This is a genomic window from Candidatus Rhabdochlamydia oedothoracis (assembly GCF_019453995.1).
Taxonomy (GTDB): Bacteria; Chlamydiota; Chlamydiia; order Chlamydiales; family Rhabdochlamydiaceae; genus Rhabdochlamydia; species Rhabdochlamydia oedothoracis.
Genome location: NZ_CP075587.1, coordinates 957,222 through 973,715, shown reverse-complemented (window position 1 = coordinate 973,715; position 16,494 = coordinate 957,222). Strand labels below are relative to the sequence as shown.

Annotated in this window: 15 protein-coding genes and 2 pseudogenes; 11 read left to right on the top strand and 6 right to left on the bottom strand. The window is 34.9% G+C overall.

Annotation, left to right across the window (positions count from 1 at the left end):
- Positions 1-143: 143 nt before the first annotated feature.
- Complete coding sequence (locus RHABOEDO_RS05385) at positions 144-1,625, bottom strand: ubiquitin carboxyl-terminal hydrolase (protein WP_215216580.1); 1,482 nt, start codon at positions 1,623-1,625, stop codon at positions 144-146.
- A gap of 608 nt (positions 1,626-2,233) precedes the next feature.
- On the opposite strand from RHABOEDO_RS05385, the gene RHABOEDO_RS05380 reads away from it, so the two are divergent.
- From RHABOEDO_RS05380 to RHABOEDO_RS05365, 4 genes are all read left to right on the top strand, one after another.
- The gene (locus tag RHABOEDO_RS05380; protein WP_215216581.1) at positions 2,234-2,968 is read left to right on the top strand and encodes an adenylate/guanylate cyclase domain-containing protein; all 735 of its coding nucleotides are present in this window, start codon (positions 2,234-2,236) and stop codon (positions 2,966-2,968) included.
- Between the two features lie 4 nt (positions 2,969-2,972).
- Positions 2,973-5,087, top strand: a complete 2,115-nt coding sequence (locus RHABOEDO_RS05375; protein WP_215216582.1) for a hypothetical protein — start codon at positions 2,973-2,975, stop codon at positions 5,085-5,087.
- 94 nt (positions 5,088-5,181) lie between these two features.
- Positions 5,182-5,535 carry a transposase gene (locus RHABOEDO_RS05370; RefSeq protein ID WP_220017413.1) on the top strand — a complete coding sequence of 118 codons (354 nt, stop codon included), beginning with the start codon at positions 5,182-5,184 and terminating at the stop codon, positions 5,533-5,535.
- Positions 5,492-6,007 carry a transposase gene (locus RHABOEDO_RS05365; RefSeq protein ID WP_220017412.1) on the top strand — a complete coding sequence of 172 codons (516 nt, stop codon included), beginning with the start codon at positions 5,492-5,494 and terminating at the stop codon, positions 6,005-6,007. Before RHABOEDO_RS05370 ends, RHABOEDO_RS05365 begins: the two co-directional genes overlap by 44 nt.
- A 2-nt stretch (positions 6,008-6,009) precedes the next feature.
- Here RHABOEDO_RS05365 and RHABOEDO_RS05360 read toward each other — a convergent pair whose 3' ends face one another.
- Positions 6,010-6,432 (bottom strand): YidH family protein, encoded by a 423-nt coding sequence (locus RHABOEDO_RS05360; protein ID WP_215217740.1) that lies wholly within the window; start codon positions 6,430-6,432, stop codon positions 6,010-6,012.
- 84 nt (positions 6,433-6,516) lie between these two features.
- On the opposite strand from RHABOEDO_RS05360, the gene RHABOEDO_RS05355 reads away from it, so the two are divergent.
- Positions 6,517-7,053, top strand: coding sequence for a hypothetical protein (locus RHABOEDO_RS05355; protein WP_215217741.1), 537 nt, complete (start codon positions 6,517-6,519; stop codon positions 7,051-7,053).
- Between the two features lie 58 nt (positions 7,054-7,111).
- Here the strand turns inward: RHABOEDO_RS05355 and RHABOEDO_RS05350 are convergent.
- Positions 7,112-7,375 (bottom strand): annotated as a pseudogene (locus tag RHABOEDO_RS05350) (transposase); the annotation flags it as partial.
- A gap of 178 nt (positions 7,376-7,553) precedes the next feature.
- Here RHABOEDO_RS05350 and RHABOEDO_RS11455 point away from each other — a divergent pair.
- Positions 7,554-7,835: pseudogene (locus RHABOEDO_RS11455) on the top strand (hypothetical protein); the annotation flags it as partial.
- Between the two features lie 247 nt (positions 7,836-8,082).
- Positions 8,083-8,235, top strand: a complete 153-nt coding sequence (locus tag RHABOEDO_RS05340; protein ID WP_215217743.1) for a hypothetical protein — start codon at positions 8,083-8,085, stop codon at positions 8,233-8,235.
- A gap of 129 nt (positions 8,236-8,364) precedes the next feature.
- Here the strand turns inward: RHABOEDO_RS05340 and RHABOEDO_RS05335 are convergent, their stop codons facing one another.
- Complete coding sequence (locus RHABOEDO_RS05335) at positions 8,365-9,204, bottom strand: ISAs1 family transposase (RefSeq protein ID WP_220017411.1); 840 nt, start codon at positions 9,202-9,204, stop codon at positions 8,365-8,367.
- 141 nt (positions 9,205-9,345) lie between these two features.
- On the opposite strand from RHABOEDO_RS05335, the gene RHABOEDO_RS05330 reads away from it, so the two are divergent.
- The 4 genes from RHABOEDO_RS05330 to lpdA all read left to right on the top strand — a co-directional run bounded on the left by RHABOEDO_RS05330 (position 9,346) and on the right by lpdA (position 15,811).
- Positions 9,346-10,437 (top strand): hypothetical protein, encoded by a 1,092-nt coding sequence (locus RHABOEDO_RS05330; RefSeq protein WP_215217429.1) that lies wholly within the window; start codon positions 9,346-9,348, stop codon positions 10,435-10,437.
- Between the two features lie 215 nt (positions 10,438-10,652).
- Entirely contained in the window at positions 10,653-13,301 is a 2,649-nt protein-coding gene (locus RHABOEDO_RS05325) for a 2-oxoglutarate dehydrogenase E1 component (protein ID WP_215217430.1), read from the top strand.
- Positions 13,302-13,320: 19 nt separating this feature from the next.
- A complete protein-coding gene (gene sucB / locus RHABOEDO_RS05320) occupies positions 13,321-14,421 on the top strand; it encodes a dihydrolipoyllysine-residue succinyltransferase (protein ID WP_215217431.1) in 1,101 nt (366 codons plus the stop codon).
- A 7-nt stretch (positions 14,422-14,428) separates the two neighbouring features.
- Positions 14,429-15,811: a dihydrolipoyl dehydrogenase gene (gene lpdA, locus RHABOEDO_RS05315; protein ID WP_215217432.1), complete on the top strand. Its 1,383-nt coding sequence runs from the start codon at positions 14,429-14,431 to the stop codon at positions 15,809-15,811.
- 32 nt (positions 15,812-15,843) lie between these two features.
- Here the strand turns inward: lpdA and RHABOEDO_RS11105 are convergent, their stop codons facing one another.
- Positions 15,844-15,972, bottom strand: coding sequence for a hypothetical protein (locus RHABOEDO_RS11105; protein WP_256439920.1), 129 nt, complete (start codon positions 15,970-15,972; stop codon positions 15,844-15,846).
- A 31-nt stretch (positions 15,973-16,003) separates the two neighbouring features.
- Positions 16,004-16,489, bottom strand: coding sequence for an IS630 family transposase (locus RHABOEDO_RS05310; protein WP_245397582.1), 486 nt, complete (start codon positions 16,487-16,489; stop codon positions 16,004-16,006).
- Positions 16,490-16,494 lie beyond the last annotated feature (5 nt).

Genomic DNA, 16,494 nt, shown 5'->3' with positions numbered 1-16,494 from the left:
TTGAATCGAATAAGAAAAAATACACTGGTTTTATGAAAATGAAATACAAAGAAACAGGTGACTTATAGATAGATACATATAGTATTAGTTGTTTATAATTATTAACTTAGAAATATTTCTTGTGTAGAGTAATTGGGGATTATTTATTGACTAAAACCCAAAACTGAGGTTTTTAACCTATAAAAGCAAATGTAGCTGTCTTTTGCATCTTCTAGCGCCTGCTTTTTGCTAACAAGAGAAACGCTTCCATCATTACATTGCATCCATTGATCTTGGACTTTTCTATATGCCATATAATGACCATTATTTAGAGAGTCTCCTAAATGAACAATAAAGGAGCTCAACTCATAGGATCCAGAAGGAGCATTTTTAATTTTAAGTAGTTTTGCATCTAGTTGTTCAGGAATTTCAATAGGATTGGTAAGCTTAGTCCAATCTGGCTTAAATCGTGCAAAATTAATGAATAAATCTTTAGGTAGTGTACTAAATTCTATTTCTTCTTTAACTGGAGATACCCAGGTATCATTTCCATCTACCATGTATCGACGCATTTCTGAACCTATGACATCCTTATTGCAAAAGTATTTTTTTAGAAGCGATCTTAACGTAAAATCCTTTTGCTCTGAATCAAAATTAATGCTAATACCATAACTAGTCCCCTCTTCTCTATATATATTATCTGGATTTAAAAATGAACAATCTTTATTCGGTGTTTCTGTAAGAACTTTGAGGTGGTGGGTCACTTTTTCGAATTTATAGTTTATTGAAGAGGTATTTGTTAAATTTTGCTTTTTAAGAATCTCATCGTTTTTAGCAAAAAGAATTGTTAAAATCTCACTTGCGTCTTCTTGGATGTAATGATCTAATTTAATTTCCTTAGGACTTAAATAATTCATTGCCAAACGCAGCTTATTAGACACTTCTTCTGGAATAGATTTTTGTTCTTCAATTGCCTGATCATAGGAATCTAGAACAGAAAGCATCCTATTTCCACATTCTTGATCCTTTGCTTTTGTGCTTTTAGCATAGTGGCTAGCAACTGTAGTATAAATATGGAGCAGTGCTGGTTCATTTATGATCATTTGCAAACAAGAATTAAATCCACAATTATTCAATTTATTTTTAAAACCTACTGGTTTGTTGTTCACATTTACTTGTTTTAAATAGTCGTTTACCCTTTCTGCTTTGACTTCCTCTAGCGAGATTTTAATAAATGAAGAATCTAGTAACGAAGAGCTATTTACCATATATTTGGGAGTTTTTATTTTTTTAAGAACTGCAAAAATCTTAGAATGTTGAGATTCTGTTAAACTAAAGCCTGCTACCTTTCTCATAATTCCGTCTGTATCTTTAGCTTTACAAATAAAGCCTTCTTTTAAATCGACAGAAGTTGTTATTTCAATGTCTTTATGTGAAAGTTTGATGTGTTTTTGAAGCATTTCTTGCAAATTGATATCTTTTGACTGCTCTAAATAGCTGTGAGTAATCTCTTCCCACTCTGAGCCTGTTTTTTTATGATACACCGTAAGATGATAGGACTTTCCATTTAAGTTGATAAAAGGACTCAACTCAGCTGCAGAATAAAAAGAAGACTGTGCTGTATAGTAAGATCTTACAGAGCTCATAGAATGGGCTTCAGCCATATTATCACATTTTATTTAGTTTATTATTACTATATTATACAATAAACAGAATAAAAATTCAATTAATTTGAATTTAAATCAATAACAACAAGATTGTCTTATATTTATAGTTAAGATCTAATAAATTGTTTTTTAATTAAATCTTAATCATGAACCTATCTTGAATTGAATATAAATTTTCGTTAAGATCCTACATTCCCACCCCCTAGCGTATATTTTTGGAATTAGCCTATAGATTTGAATTGCCGTGTATACTAGTTTGATTTCAAATTAAGAATTTATAAACAATCGTATTTCATGACAAATATCTTTTAAAATTTTAATCATTTTAGAAATCTAATGCTTAAGATTTAAAAAATCTTTGGGTACACATATAATCTCAGGGTTTATTTAAAATGGAGCCTATATAACTGTCAGTTGCGAGCATCACATGTTTAGGACTACCGAATAAACCAAATAATATTCCAACTTATTAATAACAACATAAACTTTTTTAAGTATTATAAATACTAATTTTTAAAAACCAAAGAATTGTCAAAAAATGAATAAGCGCTTACATTGCATTTAAGATGCTCTTATTAAGAGATGCTATGAATTACCGTACAAAGCTCTATTTTGCCTTTGTAATTACTTCTATAGTTTATTTAATTTTTGGGTTTGGTGTTCTTCTGCAAGAAAGAGAGCGTCTAAAGGTAAACTTTTCAAGATATGTATCAGACCACGTCCTGCAAAAGATTTTATCCTCTAGTAAACCCACCAATTTAGAAGGAGAGAGAAGGAAAATCACGGTGCTTTTTTCTGATATTCGTCAATTTACCCATCTATCAGAGAGTCTGCCCCCCGAGCAGGTTGTAGCCTTACTCAACGAGTATTTTAAGGTTATGTTGGATATTATTTTTGAACATAAAGGCACTTTGGATAAATTTATTGGGGATGGATTAATGGTGGAGTTTGGAGCTCCTTTAGATGATGAAATCCAAGAAAAGAATGCCGTTACAGCAGCTATTGCTATGCAAAAAGCACTGGAAAAACTCAATACAACATGGAAACAGCCAGCTATTCAAATAGGCATCGGCATTCATACAGGCTTTGCTATTGTAGGCAATGTGGGTTCTGAGAAACGAATGGAATATACAGCGATTGGAGATACCGTAAACATCGCCTCTAGATTAGAACAAATGACAAAATTTACTAAAAGATCCATTTTAATTAGTGAAGATACCTACCAAGCTATAAAAGAAGAATTTCCTGCTGAAAGCCTAGGTCCTATTACACTGCCTGGCAGACAAGAGCCCATTAGAGTCTATGCAATAGAAAAAAACTAGTCCTATGCGAAAAATATGTTATGAAATACTCCTGGCTTTTATCATTTTTTTGCTTTTTCTACCTAATTTCTTATCTACCCAATTAGGAACGCAATTGCTTATTTCTTTTTTGGGAAAAAAAATCCAATTAACCAAACTTCATTTAAGCTGGTTTGGCAGACAAAAAATCCTACAACTTGAAATCATCAAACAGAACCAGCATTGGTTTAGCAGTCCTGAAGTTACCATAGATAACTCTCTTATTTCCCTTCTGTTATTGTATAAGCTTAAAATAGAAGTTAGGGAACCTAAACTATTCTGGGAAGAAAAATCACAGGCTTCTTCTGCCTCTCTTCAAAGTCATACAAAACCAAAGAATTCTTTTGATCTCTTTAACTGTATTCAAGCTTTACGAATAACAAATGGCTCTTTTAAGATTGTTCCCTTAGATTGCCCTGCTATGCAATTCGATCATATCGATCTTAAATGGACCAGGCAGCAAGGTTTAGGTCATTTAATTCTACTAGCTAACAGTCTACAAAATCAAAGTAAAGGCTCTATTCATCTGCAAGGCAGTTTTCTTGTTTCTAAAAAAACACACCCCTTACCCTTGACTCTTAAAGCGACTTGCACAAATCTATCTACCGAATTTTTACATCTTTTTACTCAAGATTTCCCCGTAAGATCTTTACTAGGCGATGTATTTGATCTTAAATTGGATGTAAAAGAACAGCTTTATACTTTTGACCTATCGAGCCCTTTAGTAAAAACACAAGGCCTAGCTCATTGGGATAAAAAGAAAGAGCAATTGACAGCCTCTTCTATCCCTATATCTTTTACCCTTACACAAGGTGATTATGCTTTTATTAAATCTCTAATGAAGCTACCTGCATTAACTCTTGCAGAACCGAGTGTATTTCACGGTATGATTCATCAATTATCCTTAAATACAAAAGCTAAAGGATTTTTCCCTTCGCTTAATCAATCTTCTCTAGTTTTTCATACTGAACTGACAAGTGAAAAATTACTCTTAGCTTCCCCATTGGGAGTTTCTCATATCTCCTCCTTGCAAATCCAGGCAAAGGTTTCAGAAGAACGTATTTCTTCTCAAATACAAGCTGTTATTTCTGCTAAAAAACAGGGATGGTTTTCTTCAGATATATCCTGGGAAAAACAAATAGAGACTTTACATGCAGAGATAAGAGCTTCAGAACTACCTACCTACTTAATCGAAGGAATATTTCCTCAAATATCTTTGCAAAGACTATGGGGTCCTAGCATAGATCTCACTTTACATGCAAAGTTACTTGCTAGAAATGGCCCCCTATCTGTTGAAGTGCTCTCTCCTTACTCTTCTTTTTCTTTACAAGGGCAGTTACAAAAAGAAGCAATTACATTAGATAAACCCCTCTATTGTCAACTAAGTAAAGAAGCGGGTGTTTACGTATTACAAGAAATTTTTCCTAGTTTACAACCTAAAAATCCTATTTCTATCAAGATTGCAGCTGGAGAAACCCTCTCTTTTTCCTATCCATTTCTCTCTATGCAGTGGGTTATTCCCAGTCTAGAAATAGAAATGGGCAAAGTACTTTGCCATAAGCAAAATTTCACTTCTTCTTTGTTTAATTTACTAAAAATCCATCAATTTGATGCAACTATTACATGCAATCTTTGGATAGCACCTATTACAATGCACATAGACAAATCTCTAATTACAGTGGAAAGAGTAGAGCTATTATTAGCTGATATATACGAAATAGCCATTTGGGGAAAAATAAAAGATCACTCACTTAAAATGAAAGTTGGTCTACCTGCTTCCACGTTAACCAAAGCCTTTCAAATCCCTAATCTTCCTGATGATTACGTTTTAGCTCTTACATTAGAAGGTAGTTTAGAAAATCCACAAATCAATTTAAAAAAAGCCGCTGCCAAAATTGCAGCGTTATTCATTTGTCAGCAAAATAAAAACCCATTGAATATCCTTTTTCCTCTATGTAAATCTTTGCAGAAAACTCCAATCCCTCCAGCTAAACACCCTTTTCCTTGGGAACAGAGAATCTCATTTGCAAAAGATAAAAATAGCAAAAGGTTTAAGCCGGATGATAAACCATTAGAACAACTACTAAAAGTGATGCGTTAAGGAGTTATTTAAGCTCCATGAACCTATCTTGAATTGAATATAAATTTTCGCTATGATACCAGATCTTTTTATTTTTTAACTAAAGACAGATGACATGAGCAAGCAAGGATTAAATGAAGAACAGTTTAAAATACTCGAACCTCAAATGGAAAAATGGGTAAATCGTAACCATTATGGAAGAAAATTAGCGCCATGGAGACCTGTAGTGAATACTATTTTCTGGGTGCTTCGGACAGGAGCTCCTTGGAAAGATGCACCTAGAAACAAGGAGTTTTCTCATCCCTCAACAGCACACGCATGGCTTGGAAGAATGCAATCTGCTGGATTTTTAGATCAATTTTTAGAAGAGCTGCTTAAGCTTGCCGAACAACTGGAGTGTATTGATGTCCAGAGACTCTCTGTAGATGGTTTTTTTTTCCAGCGGACGCGGAGGAGGAGAGCAAGTTGATTATGGCTACAAAGGTAAAGGCGTGACATCGCATTTACTGGTAGAAAAATCAGGAAAGCCTCTTGCAATCACTTTTACATCAGCATCCGGGGATGAGAAAAAACAAGTGATCCCTCTGCTTAGGAAAGTCATTCCCTTCATTAAAAAAGCATGGAATCAGGGAAAAGTACCCATACTTGAAGCAGATAAAGGTTATGACTCAGAGCAAACACGTATCGATGTTCTTTCCCATGAGGTTTTTCCTCTGATAGCTCGGAAAAGAAACACTAAGGGATATAAGATAAAAGGCATTTGCTACCTTGAAAAGCAACGTTGGGTCGTTGAGAGAACGATTTCTTGGTTAAAGGCATGCTTCCGTCGTCTTACAGTGCGCTGGGAAAGAAAGGCAATATATTGGAACGGACTATTAATGTTTGGACTACTGGGATATTGGATGAATTTCTTAAGTCGGCAAGTATCTTTAAAACAGTAAATTTAATTCAAGATAGGTTCATGTGAATGAAGTAAATAAATGACTAAAAAGACACCTATAAAAAAGACGAACAGTGCAAGCAGAGCATCAAGCCAAGTTAAAGATTGATAGATGTCACGATTAATTTGTCTTTCTGTTTTTTTAAACTTAAAAAATGCGAAAATACAAAGTATAGTTCCAAAACTTACCAAAGATATACCGAATATGGAAGAATACATGGAATGTGGTAATCTTGATTCTGGCAAGCCTGATTGCCCTAAAAAAGGTGTTATTTGTTGCATGAAAAAGGAAAACTTTTCAACAACAAATCCAAAAGCCATTAGGCCAAGATTAGTTCTAATCCATGCCAAGAAAGTTCTTTCATTAGCCAAATGATCTGCACGATTGAAACTCTTTGCAGGTTTTTCAGGATATTTTTCTATCATATATTCCTTCTTTATAAAGGACCGTTGCAAGAAAAGCATCGGTCAGCCTTATTTTCTACAGACCAAGTACTCTTATGCAGCACGATGATTATTAATTACAAGGACACTAATCTTTCTGTTTTCACGCTCGTTGAAAAAAGAATAGTTTATGACTGGGTTGGAATAGATCACTGCAATGATAGATCTGTTTTTATAAATAGCATTATGATGCTAGCTTTGACACCTTTTACAGCTGTAGCTGATATAGCCAAGGGAATTTGTGAAGCTTTCTATGCTACCTATTCTGCTATATTTAAAGGTGATCCAGATCATCGAATTACGATGATTGCCTATAAGAAAATAATTGCATCTCCCTTACAGCATGTTATTTATGTCGTTGCTTGCGTTTTCTATCGCTCTTTTTCCAAAGCACGCAGTTCTAAACTATTTCCTAAATGGCTCTGTCCTGAAGGGTTTAATATTTTTAGTACACTAATTTATAAAATAAACAAATGGGTGGAAGAAGGAGACCCAAATGAAAGAGATAGCCGCAATTATGCAACACTTAGCCTCTTGAGATCTTACTATGATGCTGAGCCTACTTTGGAGCTTTCTTGGGCTAGGAGTGAGTTCCTTGCCTGATATTTTCGATTTATAGCCTTTCGCTAACAAATTAACAACTCTAAAACTTAGAGCTTGTTTAAAATCTTTTCAAAAGTAGAACAATAAAAGCGAGAACCACCATATTCAGGCTTGTATGTAGTTTTCTTTCGCAATTTTTCCATAGCCTGCGACGTTTTTCTATCCACGCAAAAGAACGCTCTACAACCCATCTTTTGGGAATAACTGTAAAAGTATGAAGTGTATTTCTTTTGGCTATTTCTACCATACATCCTAATATTTCCTGGACACTTTTTGCAAATCTTTCTCCAGAAGATCCTCTATCTGCTAAAATATTTTTTACACCGAACAAATGGTTTTATGTAGTGAAAATGCTTCTATACACCCATTTTTTTTAAAACTATTTCAAGAGTACTCTTAGAATTTTTATCATCTTTTTTATTTCAAAGAGGGAAATAATAATCACATAATTCCCATTTAGGATAATCTATGGGTAACATACACCAGTAGACTCAATTATTAGGACGATTCAAAATGAATTTTATGCATCAGCATTTAGGCAAAAAGTTTATCATAGTCTAGAAGAACTGCAAATGGATGTGGATAAATGGCTAAAAGAGTACAATGAAGAGCGAGTCCATTCTGTGAAATATTGTTATGGGAAGACACCATGGCAAACATTTCAGTATGCAAAGCATCTAGCACAAATGAAAATGCTAGATACATTATACCAAGTTGACACTGTCAATGAAGTGCTGCCTGTCAACTCAAGTTCTGTCATGGATTTCCCGCTTTCTCTATAGTGCTTTACTATATTTAACTTAAATTCTCGATCATATTTTTTTTGCTTTCGCATAAGAGCCTCTTTAATAAATTTGTTTTAATTTATTCGGGTTCTTCATGTCCAATTTATTGTAGCAAGATCAAATGATCCACTTGCTCTTTGATATACACTATAGCTAATCTCATAAACTAGAGCCCGATAAATATGGAATTTTCTTAACCAATGCTGCTGGATATAAACTGGAGGCTGCTTTAAAGGTGCAAGACATGTTTATGGATCTAAAAACTGAAGAAAACAAACCAAAAAATTGGTTTAAAAGAGTAAAAGGACTGATACATACCCAATCCTCTTTTCCCATGCGATTCCAAGAAAACAAAAAAACTATCTCTATGCTAAATAAACAAGAGAAAATCGATTAAATTTTTTTTAAATTTGTCTCTTTTTTATTTTACAAAGTTTTTAATTTAAAAAATTAAAAACTCTAACTCTGTATTTTATAATAATTTAAGTCCTAAAATAACTAAATTTCACTATTCAATAGTCAGGGCTTACGCATGAAGAATTTCCTTTGCACCTACTAGATCTAATAAATAATCTTTACGACATGATGCAATGAAGCGCCGTTTACGTAAACTGACCTTGCTTGTCTTATCTTTTTGTAAAAGATTCAAAGTAGCCCGTCGGGCTATAGATAGATTTTCAGCTCCATTTCCTTTTCTAACACGACTTAAATCCTCTCGGAAATTAACATCAAGTTGCCAATGCAATTTGTTTTCGATGCTCCAGTGATTACGCACTTCCTTTGCAAGACGTTCTGTGTTAGTAGGTAGACTTGAAATAAAATACCGAATTTCACAGCTATTCCTCTCTTGCGATTTCTTCTGTACTTTTACGCATATCAAGCTATGCAGCTTCTTCCAAATCTGACGCTGAGGTAACCAATCTAATTTCTCAGTCGCCCATACTTCTCTTATCTCACTACGTCCTCGAGTACATTTTTCAGACCGCCAATAATCACAGCTAGCTTCTTCCGGTATAACGTCCTGCGCTTGTTCAAAAAAGTTATGAGCTTCTGCATGTAAGTGGTCTTGATTGCCTTTAAGAGCAATAACATAATCTCCTCCCTGGGAACAAATCTGTTCTACTACTATTTTGTGACAACCGGCTGCATCGATTGTTACAACAACTCCTTTAATATTTAATATAGTAAGAAGGCTTTGAATGGTCTCTAGTTCCTTTCCTTTTCCAGAACATTTAAGATGTCCTAACACAAGACTTTGCTCAGAAGCAAAAGCGCTTACCATATGGATAGGATCTATTGTCTTATTACCAGAACCGCATAATGTCTTGCCGTCAATGGCAATACTGTTATCAAGCAAAATCTTCATGCGTTGGCCCTAATTCAATAGTATTAATAGTTAAAATTTACAAATGTTTTCTTCTATTTTTTAGAATTAAATTATATTTTATTATATAAATTAATATAACATTAATGTATAATTTACATTTAATTAACAAACAAGGAAACAATGATTAAAGAAGATGTTTATCAATATTATAATAATCTCAGAGAAAAAGTGCCTTTTAATGTAATTAATGAACAAAATAAAAATGTCTTAACTCAAACGGTTAAAGAGCTTACCGAAAGCTATATCTTTTCTATTGGAGCACAAACGATTAGTGGATCACTAGCTCTTAAAGCTTGCGGCATTTCATTGGGCACATCATTTCCTATTCTTCTTGCTTTAGTAGTAGCTAAAAGCTTTATATCTACGTTGAATTATGCCAAGACCGCTATTAAGACAACTTTAAACAATGCAAAAACAATTGTACAGATAACAGCTCAAAAAGCAGCAAGTCCTTTTATGCAAGTTGCAGACGTTATTAATGCTATTTTCAAAAGAGTCTGTGCAAGTTTTACGTCCTTTGCCATGTCCTCATATCATTTGATGAGAAATAGTATTTACTCTTTTAGTTTTAGAAAATTTGATTGCCCTTTACCTGTAGCTCCTCGTGTGATTGAAAGTAAGGAACCTATTGTTGAAATTCAAGAGAAAACTATCGAGGAAAAATCAAATATTGCAGAAGATTTAGCTCCATCTAAACCAGAGCTGCCTTATTGTGATTCTCGATTTATTATTCAAGAAGGATTTTTTTTAAGAGGCATTCCAGCAAGTCTTTTTAATAAGCTAGAAAACTTTCTTTTAGAGAATAATAGAGAGCTAGAGCTTCAAAGCTTAAAAAGTGCTAAACAAAATCTTTTAAAGGACCCTACAAAGCTTCAAAATTTTACAAATACTCTAGCAAACCTTTTTTTAAAGAAAACACCAGAGTTTCAACTTCTAAAAAATGCTCTGGCAAGCCTTCTTTCAGAGAATACTACAGAACTTCAATATCTAGAAAATACTCCAAAAAATGTGCACGGCACTCCAATGCTTCTTATCTTAAAAGAAAATAGTACCCCATGGATATTTTTCTTAGAACACGATCAGAGCCCTCTTTCAACGAAGAAGTTTATCTCAGAACATCTTAAGGATAATAGGATAGCTCTAAGTAATCTCTCAGAGAAGTACTTTTTAAAGGGTATTCCTGTAAACTATCGCTTAAAGGCTCAACTTTAAAGAGAAACCCATTTAAGACTGTGGTGCACAGACTATGTGCGCCTTCTTTTTTTAATCTCTCAATATTTTAACATTCATTCTTTAGAGTTCTATTACGGATTTTTAACCTATTATTTTATTAATAATAAAAATAAAAAAATTGATATTAGTTAAATTAAATTACTGATTTGCTATGAATAAGCTTATAAACTGTTTTGATTTTTTCAGGATCTTATATGACTTTTTCTTCCCTTTCTATTCCCAACCTATGCTTTATAGATGATCTTTATCAAAAATTCATAGACGATCCCTTCCAAATGGAACCTTCTTGGCGTGCTTTTTTTCAAGGAATGCACCTAGGATTAAGCCAATCCATTAGAGGATTAGACCAGGAACAAAGGATTCAGCATCTCATAGACGCTTATCGCAAATATGGCTATTTATTAGCCTGTTTTAATCCTCTTAAGCCCCCTCCTGATATTATCTATGCATTGGACCTCAAGACACTTGGATTTACGACAAATGAGCTAAATGTGCCCTTTCCTACCTGCAACCTTTTGAAAGAAGAACAAGCCCCTTTAAAAGACATTCTTGATGAGCTCAAAAAAATCTATTGTTCTAAGATCGGTATAGAATATATGGATCTTAGAAACCATGAACTAGAAATATGGATCCAAAATAGATTTGAATCTTCATTTACACTGCGTAAACAGCAAAAGATACTTATTTTAAAAGATTTAAACAAAGCCGAGTTATTTGAATCTTTTCTGAATACAAAATACGTAGGACAAAAGCGATTTTCTTTAGAAGGAGCAGAAACTCTGATTCCCATGTTATCTTTTTTAATGGAGCAAGCGTCTTTAAGTGGTATAGATGAAGTAGTCCTTGGCATGGCGCATAGAGGTAGGCTCAATGTACTAGCCAATATTATTCACAAAGACTATTTCTCTATTTTTAGAGAGTTTGATGAAAATTATATTAATGAGGAATTTGAAGGCTCTAGGGATGTAAAATATCATCAAGGCGCACAAGGGACCTTTACTACCTCTTTGGGGAAAAATATCTCGATTACCCTTGCTGCAAACCCCAGCCATCTTGAATCGATAGATCCGGTAGTAGAAGGAATGAGCTACGCTAAAGCAGAGATTAGTAAAAAAGATGTGATCCCCGTTCTTATTCACGGAGATGCCTCTTTTAGTGGCCAGGGTGTGGTCTATGAAACCATGCAACTTTGTAAATTAAACGGCTACCAGACAAGAGGTACTATTCATCTTATTATCAATAATCAAATCGGCTTTACCACAAACCCTGAAGAAGCACGCTCTACCCCTTATTGCTCAGATCTTGCAAAAACATTTAATTGTCCTGTTTTTCATGTAAATGCAGAAGATCCCGAAGGATGTATAAGGGCTATTATTCTTAGCATGGAAATACGACTTAAATTTGGATGCGATGTGTTTATCGATCTTAATTGTTATCGTAAGTACGGTCATAACGAAAGCGATGAACCTCTTTTTTCGCAACCACTTCTCTATGCTAAAATTAAAGAGAGAAAATCCATTCGCACTGTATTTTTTCATAACTTGCTTCGAGAAAATATCATTCAAGAAAAGGACATAAAGAACTTAGAAGAAAACTTTAAAAAGCAGCTTCAAGAAGCTTTGCAAACAACATCTCCTCCTGTTGCTAGGAAAAAACCACAAGAGTTTATTCCTTTATCAGAAATGGATACTAAAATTTCTTTAAAAGTATTAGGAGAGATCGCTAAAGGACTTTATACCTATCCAAGCGATCTAAATCTTAATCCTAAAATTAAACGACTTCTCCAAGAAAGAGAGCAAATGTTACAAAGCGACCCTAAATTAGTCTCTTTAGATTGGGGAACAGCGGAACAGCTCGCCTATGCAAGCTTACTATCTCAGAAAATCGCTTTGCGATTTTCTGGTCAAGATGTTTGCCGAGGAACATTTTCTCATAGACATGCTGTACTTATTGATCAACTCAATGAAAAACGTTATTTTCCACTCAATCATATTACAGAGTCTCAAGCTGAATGTGCATTTTTTAACTCCCCTTTATCAGAATACGCTGTTCTAGGATTTGAGTTTGGATTTAGTTTAGCCTCTTCTAAGGCCTTAGTTATTTGGGAGGCACAGTTTGGTGATTTCGCAAATGGTGCTCAGATTATTCTCGATCAGTATTTAGCTCCTTCAGAACAAAAATGGGGAATAGTATCCAATGTAGTTCTGATGCTTCCTCATGGTTATGAGGGACAAGGACCAGAACACTCCTCTGCGCGTATAGAGCGTTTTTTGCAATTAGCTGCTCAAGATAATTTAAGAGTTGCTAATTGCTCTACCCCTGCACAGCTTTTTCATCTTCTGCGAGCACAGGCTCTATGTCCTATAAAAAAACCTTTAGTTCTTTTTACGCCTAAAGCTTTATTGCGTAATGCTGCATGTAGATCCAGTTTAAATGATCTTGCAGCAGGAAGATTTTATGAAGTTCTAGAAGATCCCCTCCTAGAAAAAGATGCGAAGTTACTGCTGTTTTGCAGTGGAAAAGTCTATTACGAGCTCATTCTAGAGAGAGAAAAACAAAATCAACAATGCGCAATCATACGTTTAGAACAGCTATACCCTTTCCCTAAAAATATCGTCCAAAAAATTTTAGCTAAACATCCTAATGCTAGCTGTCGTTTTGTGCAGGAAGAGCCCAGCAATATGGGTGCTTGGGAGTCTTTGCGCTTTGCATTTGACGAGCTACTTGGAACAAAAAGCGCAATCGAGTATATCGGAAGACAAAGAAGCGCATCGCCTGCTGTAGGCTCGTATGCCGTACATAAACAACAATTAGAAGAGCTGCTTAAAAAAGCTTTTGCTTAAATTTAAGATAAGGTAATCCATGGCAAGCGAGATTAAAATCCCTAATATGGGTGAATCTGTTTCCGAAGCAACCATTAGCAACATCCTTAAATCATCTGGTAGTTTTGTTAAACAAGATGAAGAAATTTTAGAATTAGAAACAGATAAGGTAAATCAAGTTTTGTATGCTCCTGAAAGCGGAGAATTAACCTTACAGGTTAAAAAAGGAGATATCGTTAAGATAGGACAAGTAATTGGGACGATTAATCCTCCAACTGTAGAGCAAACACTTAAATCTTCTGATAAAAAACCACCTAAACCAATAGAGCCTGCTTTTCCTCCTCCTTCAAATGGAAAAGCCAAATTTACTACATCTGATTTTGTTTCTAGCTTGCAACAATCCACAGTTTCTCCTCAACCCACTCCTATTGTAGAAAAAGAAGCGAACACTTCTCGTAAACAAATGAGTTCTTTACGCAAAATCATTGCGCAAAGGCTTGTAGAAGTTAAGAACACAACAGCTATGTTAACCACCTTTAACGAAGTGGATATGAGCAGTGTAATTGCTATCAGACAGAAAGAGCAGGAATCTTTTCAAAAAAAATATGGGATTAAACTGGGTTTTATGTCTTTTTTTATCAAAGCTTGTGTTGCAGCTTTAAAAGAGATTCCCGAAATTAATGCCTATATTGATAAGGAAGATATAGTCTTTGTTCAAAGCTATGATATCTGTGTTGCAGTTTCTACAGATCGTGGTCTAATGGTTCCTGTCATTAGATCTTGTGAACAGCATAATTTTGGAGAAATTGAAATGCAACTGAGCGCTTTTGCTCAAAAAGCACGCGATGGTTCCATCAGCGTAGATGACTTAAAAGGAGGCAGCTTTACAATTACCAATGGAGGTGTTTTTGGATCTCTTTTATCAACCCCTATTCTTAACCCCCCTCAAAGTGCCATTTTAGGAATGCACTCTATTGTTAAACGTCCTGTTGTCATCGATGACGAAATTGTTATCCGTCCTATGATGTATCTAGCGCTCAGCTATGATCATCGTTTAATTGATGGCAAACAAGCTGTGCTTTTTTTAAAGCACATTAAGCAAACATTAGAAGAACCTTCTCGCTTACTTCTCGACTTATAAGGAACCTATGGATGCATTTGATCTAATTATCATAGGTGCTGGGCCTGGCGGGTATGTAGCTGCAATAAGAGCTGCTCAACTGGGATTAAAAACGGCGTGTATCGATAAACGAAAAGAATTAGGAGGAACGTGTCTACATGTAGGTTGTATCCCTTCTAAATCACTTTTATCTTCCTCTGAACTACTATGGAATATAAAAGAAATAAGCGCTGCAAATGGAATTATTATTGCTCAACCATCGATTAATTTTACGAAAATGATGACTCGTAAAACACAAATTATCCAATCTTTTAGCCAAGGAATTACAAGCTTATTTAAAAAACACAAGATTAGTTCTTATGTAGGAGAAGCTAGTTTTCTATCCTCTACTGAAGTTTTAGTTAAAAATGCAAGTCAAGCAACCCAACTACAAGCGCGATTTATTCTTATCGCTACAGGCTCAAAGCCTATTGAGCTTCCCTTTTTACCCTTTGATGAAAAACAAATTCTCTCCTCTACCGGGGCACTCTCTCTTAAAGAAATCCCTAAAGATCTACTCATAATAGGCGCAGGTGTAATTGGAGTAGAACTAGGATCTGTCTACAATAGACTAGGAACGAAAGTACAAATCATTGAATTTCTTGATCAAATTTGTACAGGATTTGATCATCAACTTATCTTGGAGCTTAAAAAAGATCTGGAAAAACAAGGCATTAACTTTTATCTCTCTTCTAAAGTCATGGGTGCAAAAATTGCGTCCAATCAAATTTCTTTACAAGTAGAACAAAAATCTTTTTCAGCGGAAAAAGTTTTGGTCGCCATTGGAAGACGGCCTTATACCCAAGGGCTTGGTCTTGAAAAGATAGGAGTAAAAATATCTCCTAAAGGATTCATTGAAACCGATGGAATCTTTCGCAGCAATATCCCAAATATTTTTGCTATTGGAGACGTCGTTGAAGGTCCTATGCTTGCACATAAAGCATCTGAAGAAGGCATTGCAGCTGTTGAAATTATGGCAGGCCATAGGCCTCAACTTAACTACATGGCTATTCCCAATGTTGTCTATACCCATCCAGAAATGGCATCAGTGGGATTAACAGAAGAAGAAGCTAAAAAATATCACCTTATACCAAAAATAGGGAGCTTTCCCTTCAAAGCCAACTCAAGGGCAAAGTGCACAGGAGAAACACAAGGATTTGTAAAGATTGTTACGGAAGAGAAAAGCAAAAGGATTATAGGGGTGCATATTATAGGAACACATGCCTCTGAGTTAATTGCAGAAGCAGCTATTGCTATACAAAAAAGTTTATGTATAAAAGACTTGATTAACACTCCTTATGCTCATCCTACTCTATCAGAGGCAATAAGAGAAGCTGCTTTAGATGTAGAAAAAAGAGCACTTCACAAATAAGCTAAGCGCTCATCTTATATACTAGTGCCGATTCAAACGGCTAGCTTAATGGGATTTAAGTCAACGACTTGAAACTTGTCGTTTATCCTACATTTCAAAATATCTGTTATTTTCGGTATCTCTTCTAAGAAGAATCCTCTAATTGCCTGAAAAAAAGTCACCGACGTTTCGTAATATCGATTGTATAGTTATTTAAATCGACATTGATAAAACAGCTTGATCTAAGGCTTCGGATAAATTAGCTACAGTAGGTAAAAGTTCTCGGATTTTCGTTTTCATATTGGCCCAATATTTTTCGATAGGATTTAAGTCCGGTGAATAAGGCGGGAGAAAGAGCATTTCGTATCCACTTTCCTCTATCAATGTTCTAGTTGTCTTTGATTTATGAAAGCTCGCGTTATCGAGAATCAAAACTTGGCCATGAGTCAAATTTGGAATCAATTCCTGTTTTAGCCATACATTAAATAGATCCGTATTGCAAGTTCCTTCAAAACACATCGGTGCCAGCAATTTCTTCCCTTGTAGTGCCGAAATTACACTCTGTCTACCAAATCGTTTTCCTGAAATTCCTCCAAATATTTGTTTTCCCCTCGCGCTCCTCGCATATTGCCTATGCACATATTGACTGATTCCGCTCTGATCCAAATAGACCCTTTTTTCAGGAGAAATTGCTTCTATCTTTT

What these genes read in the sequence shown, in the direction of transcription:
- RHABOEDO_RS05330 (WP_215217429.1), top strand. Translation starts at nt 9,346, where the DNA reads ATGATTAAAGAAGATGTTTATCAATATTATAATAATCTCAGAGAAAAA.
- RHABOEDO_RS05360 (WP_215217740.1), bottom strand. Translation starts at nt 6,432, where the DNA reads ATGATAGAAAAATATCCTGAAAAACCTGCAAAGAGTTTCAATCGTGCA.
- RHABOEDO_RS05365 (WP_220017412.1), top strand. Translation starts at nt 5,492, where the DNA reads ATGGTTTTTTTTTCCAGCGGACGCGGAGGAGGAGAGCAAGTTGATTAT.
- RHABOEDO_RS05385 (WP_215216580.1), bottom strand. Translation starts at nt 1,625, where the DNA reads ATGAGCTCTGTAAGATCTTACTATACAGCACAGTCTTCTTTTTATTCT.
- sucB (WP_215217431.1), top strand. Translation starts at nt 13,321, where the DNA reads ATGGCAAGCGAGATTAAAATCCCTAATATGGGTGAATCTGTTTCCGAA.
- RHABOEDO_RS05335 (WP_220017411.1), bottom strand. Translation starts at nt 9,204, where the DNA reads ATGAAGATTTTGCTTGATAACAGTATTGCCATTGACGGCAAGACATTA.
- RHABOEDO_RS05355 (WP_215217741.1), top strand. Translation starts at nt 6,517, where the DNA reads ATGATTATTAATTACAAGGACACTAATCTTTCTGTTTTCACGCTCGTT.
- RHABOEDO_RS05370 (WP_220017413.1), top strand. Translation starts at nt 5,182, where the DNA reads ATGAGCAAGCAAGGATTAAATGAAGAACAGTTTAAAATACTCGAACCT.
- lpdA (WP_215217432.1), top strand. Translation starts at nt 14,429, where the DNA reads ATGGATGCATTTGATCTAATTATCATAGGTGCTGGGCCTGGCGGGTAT.
- RHABOEDO_RS05340 (WP_215217743.1), top strand. Translation starts at nt 8,083, where the DNA reads ATGTTTATGGATCTAAAAACTGAAGAAAACAAACCAAAAAATTGGTTT.
- RHABOEDO_RS05325 (WP_215217430.1), top strand. Translation starts at nt 10,653, where the DNA reads ATGACTTTTTCTTCCCTTTCTATTCCCAACCTATGCTTTATAGATGAT.
- RHABOEDO_RS05380 (WP_215216581.1), top strand. Translation starts at nt 2,234, where the DNA reads ATGAATTACCGTACAAAGCTCTATTTTGCCTTTGTAATTACTTCTATA.
- RHABOEDO_RS05375 (WP_215216582.1), top strand. Translation starts at nt 2,973, where the DNA reads ATGCGAAAAATATGTTATGAAATACTCCTGGCTTTTATCATTTTTTTG.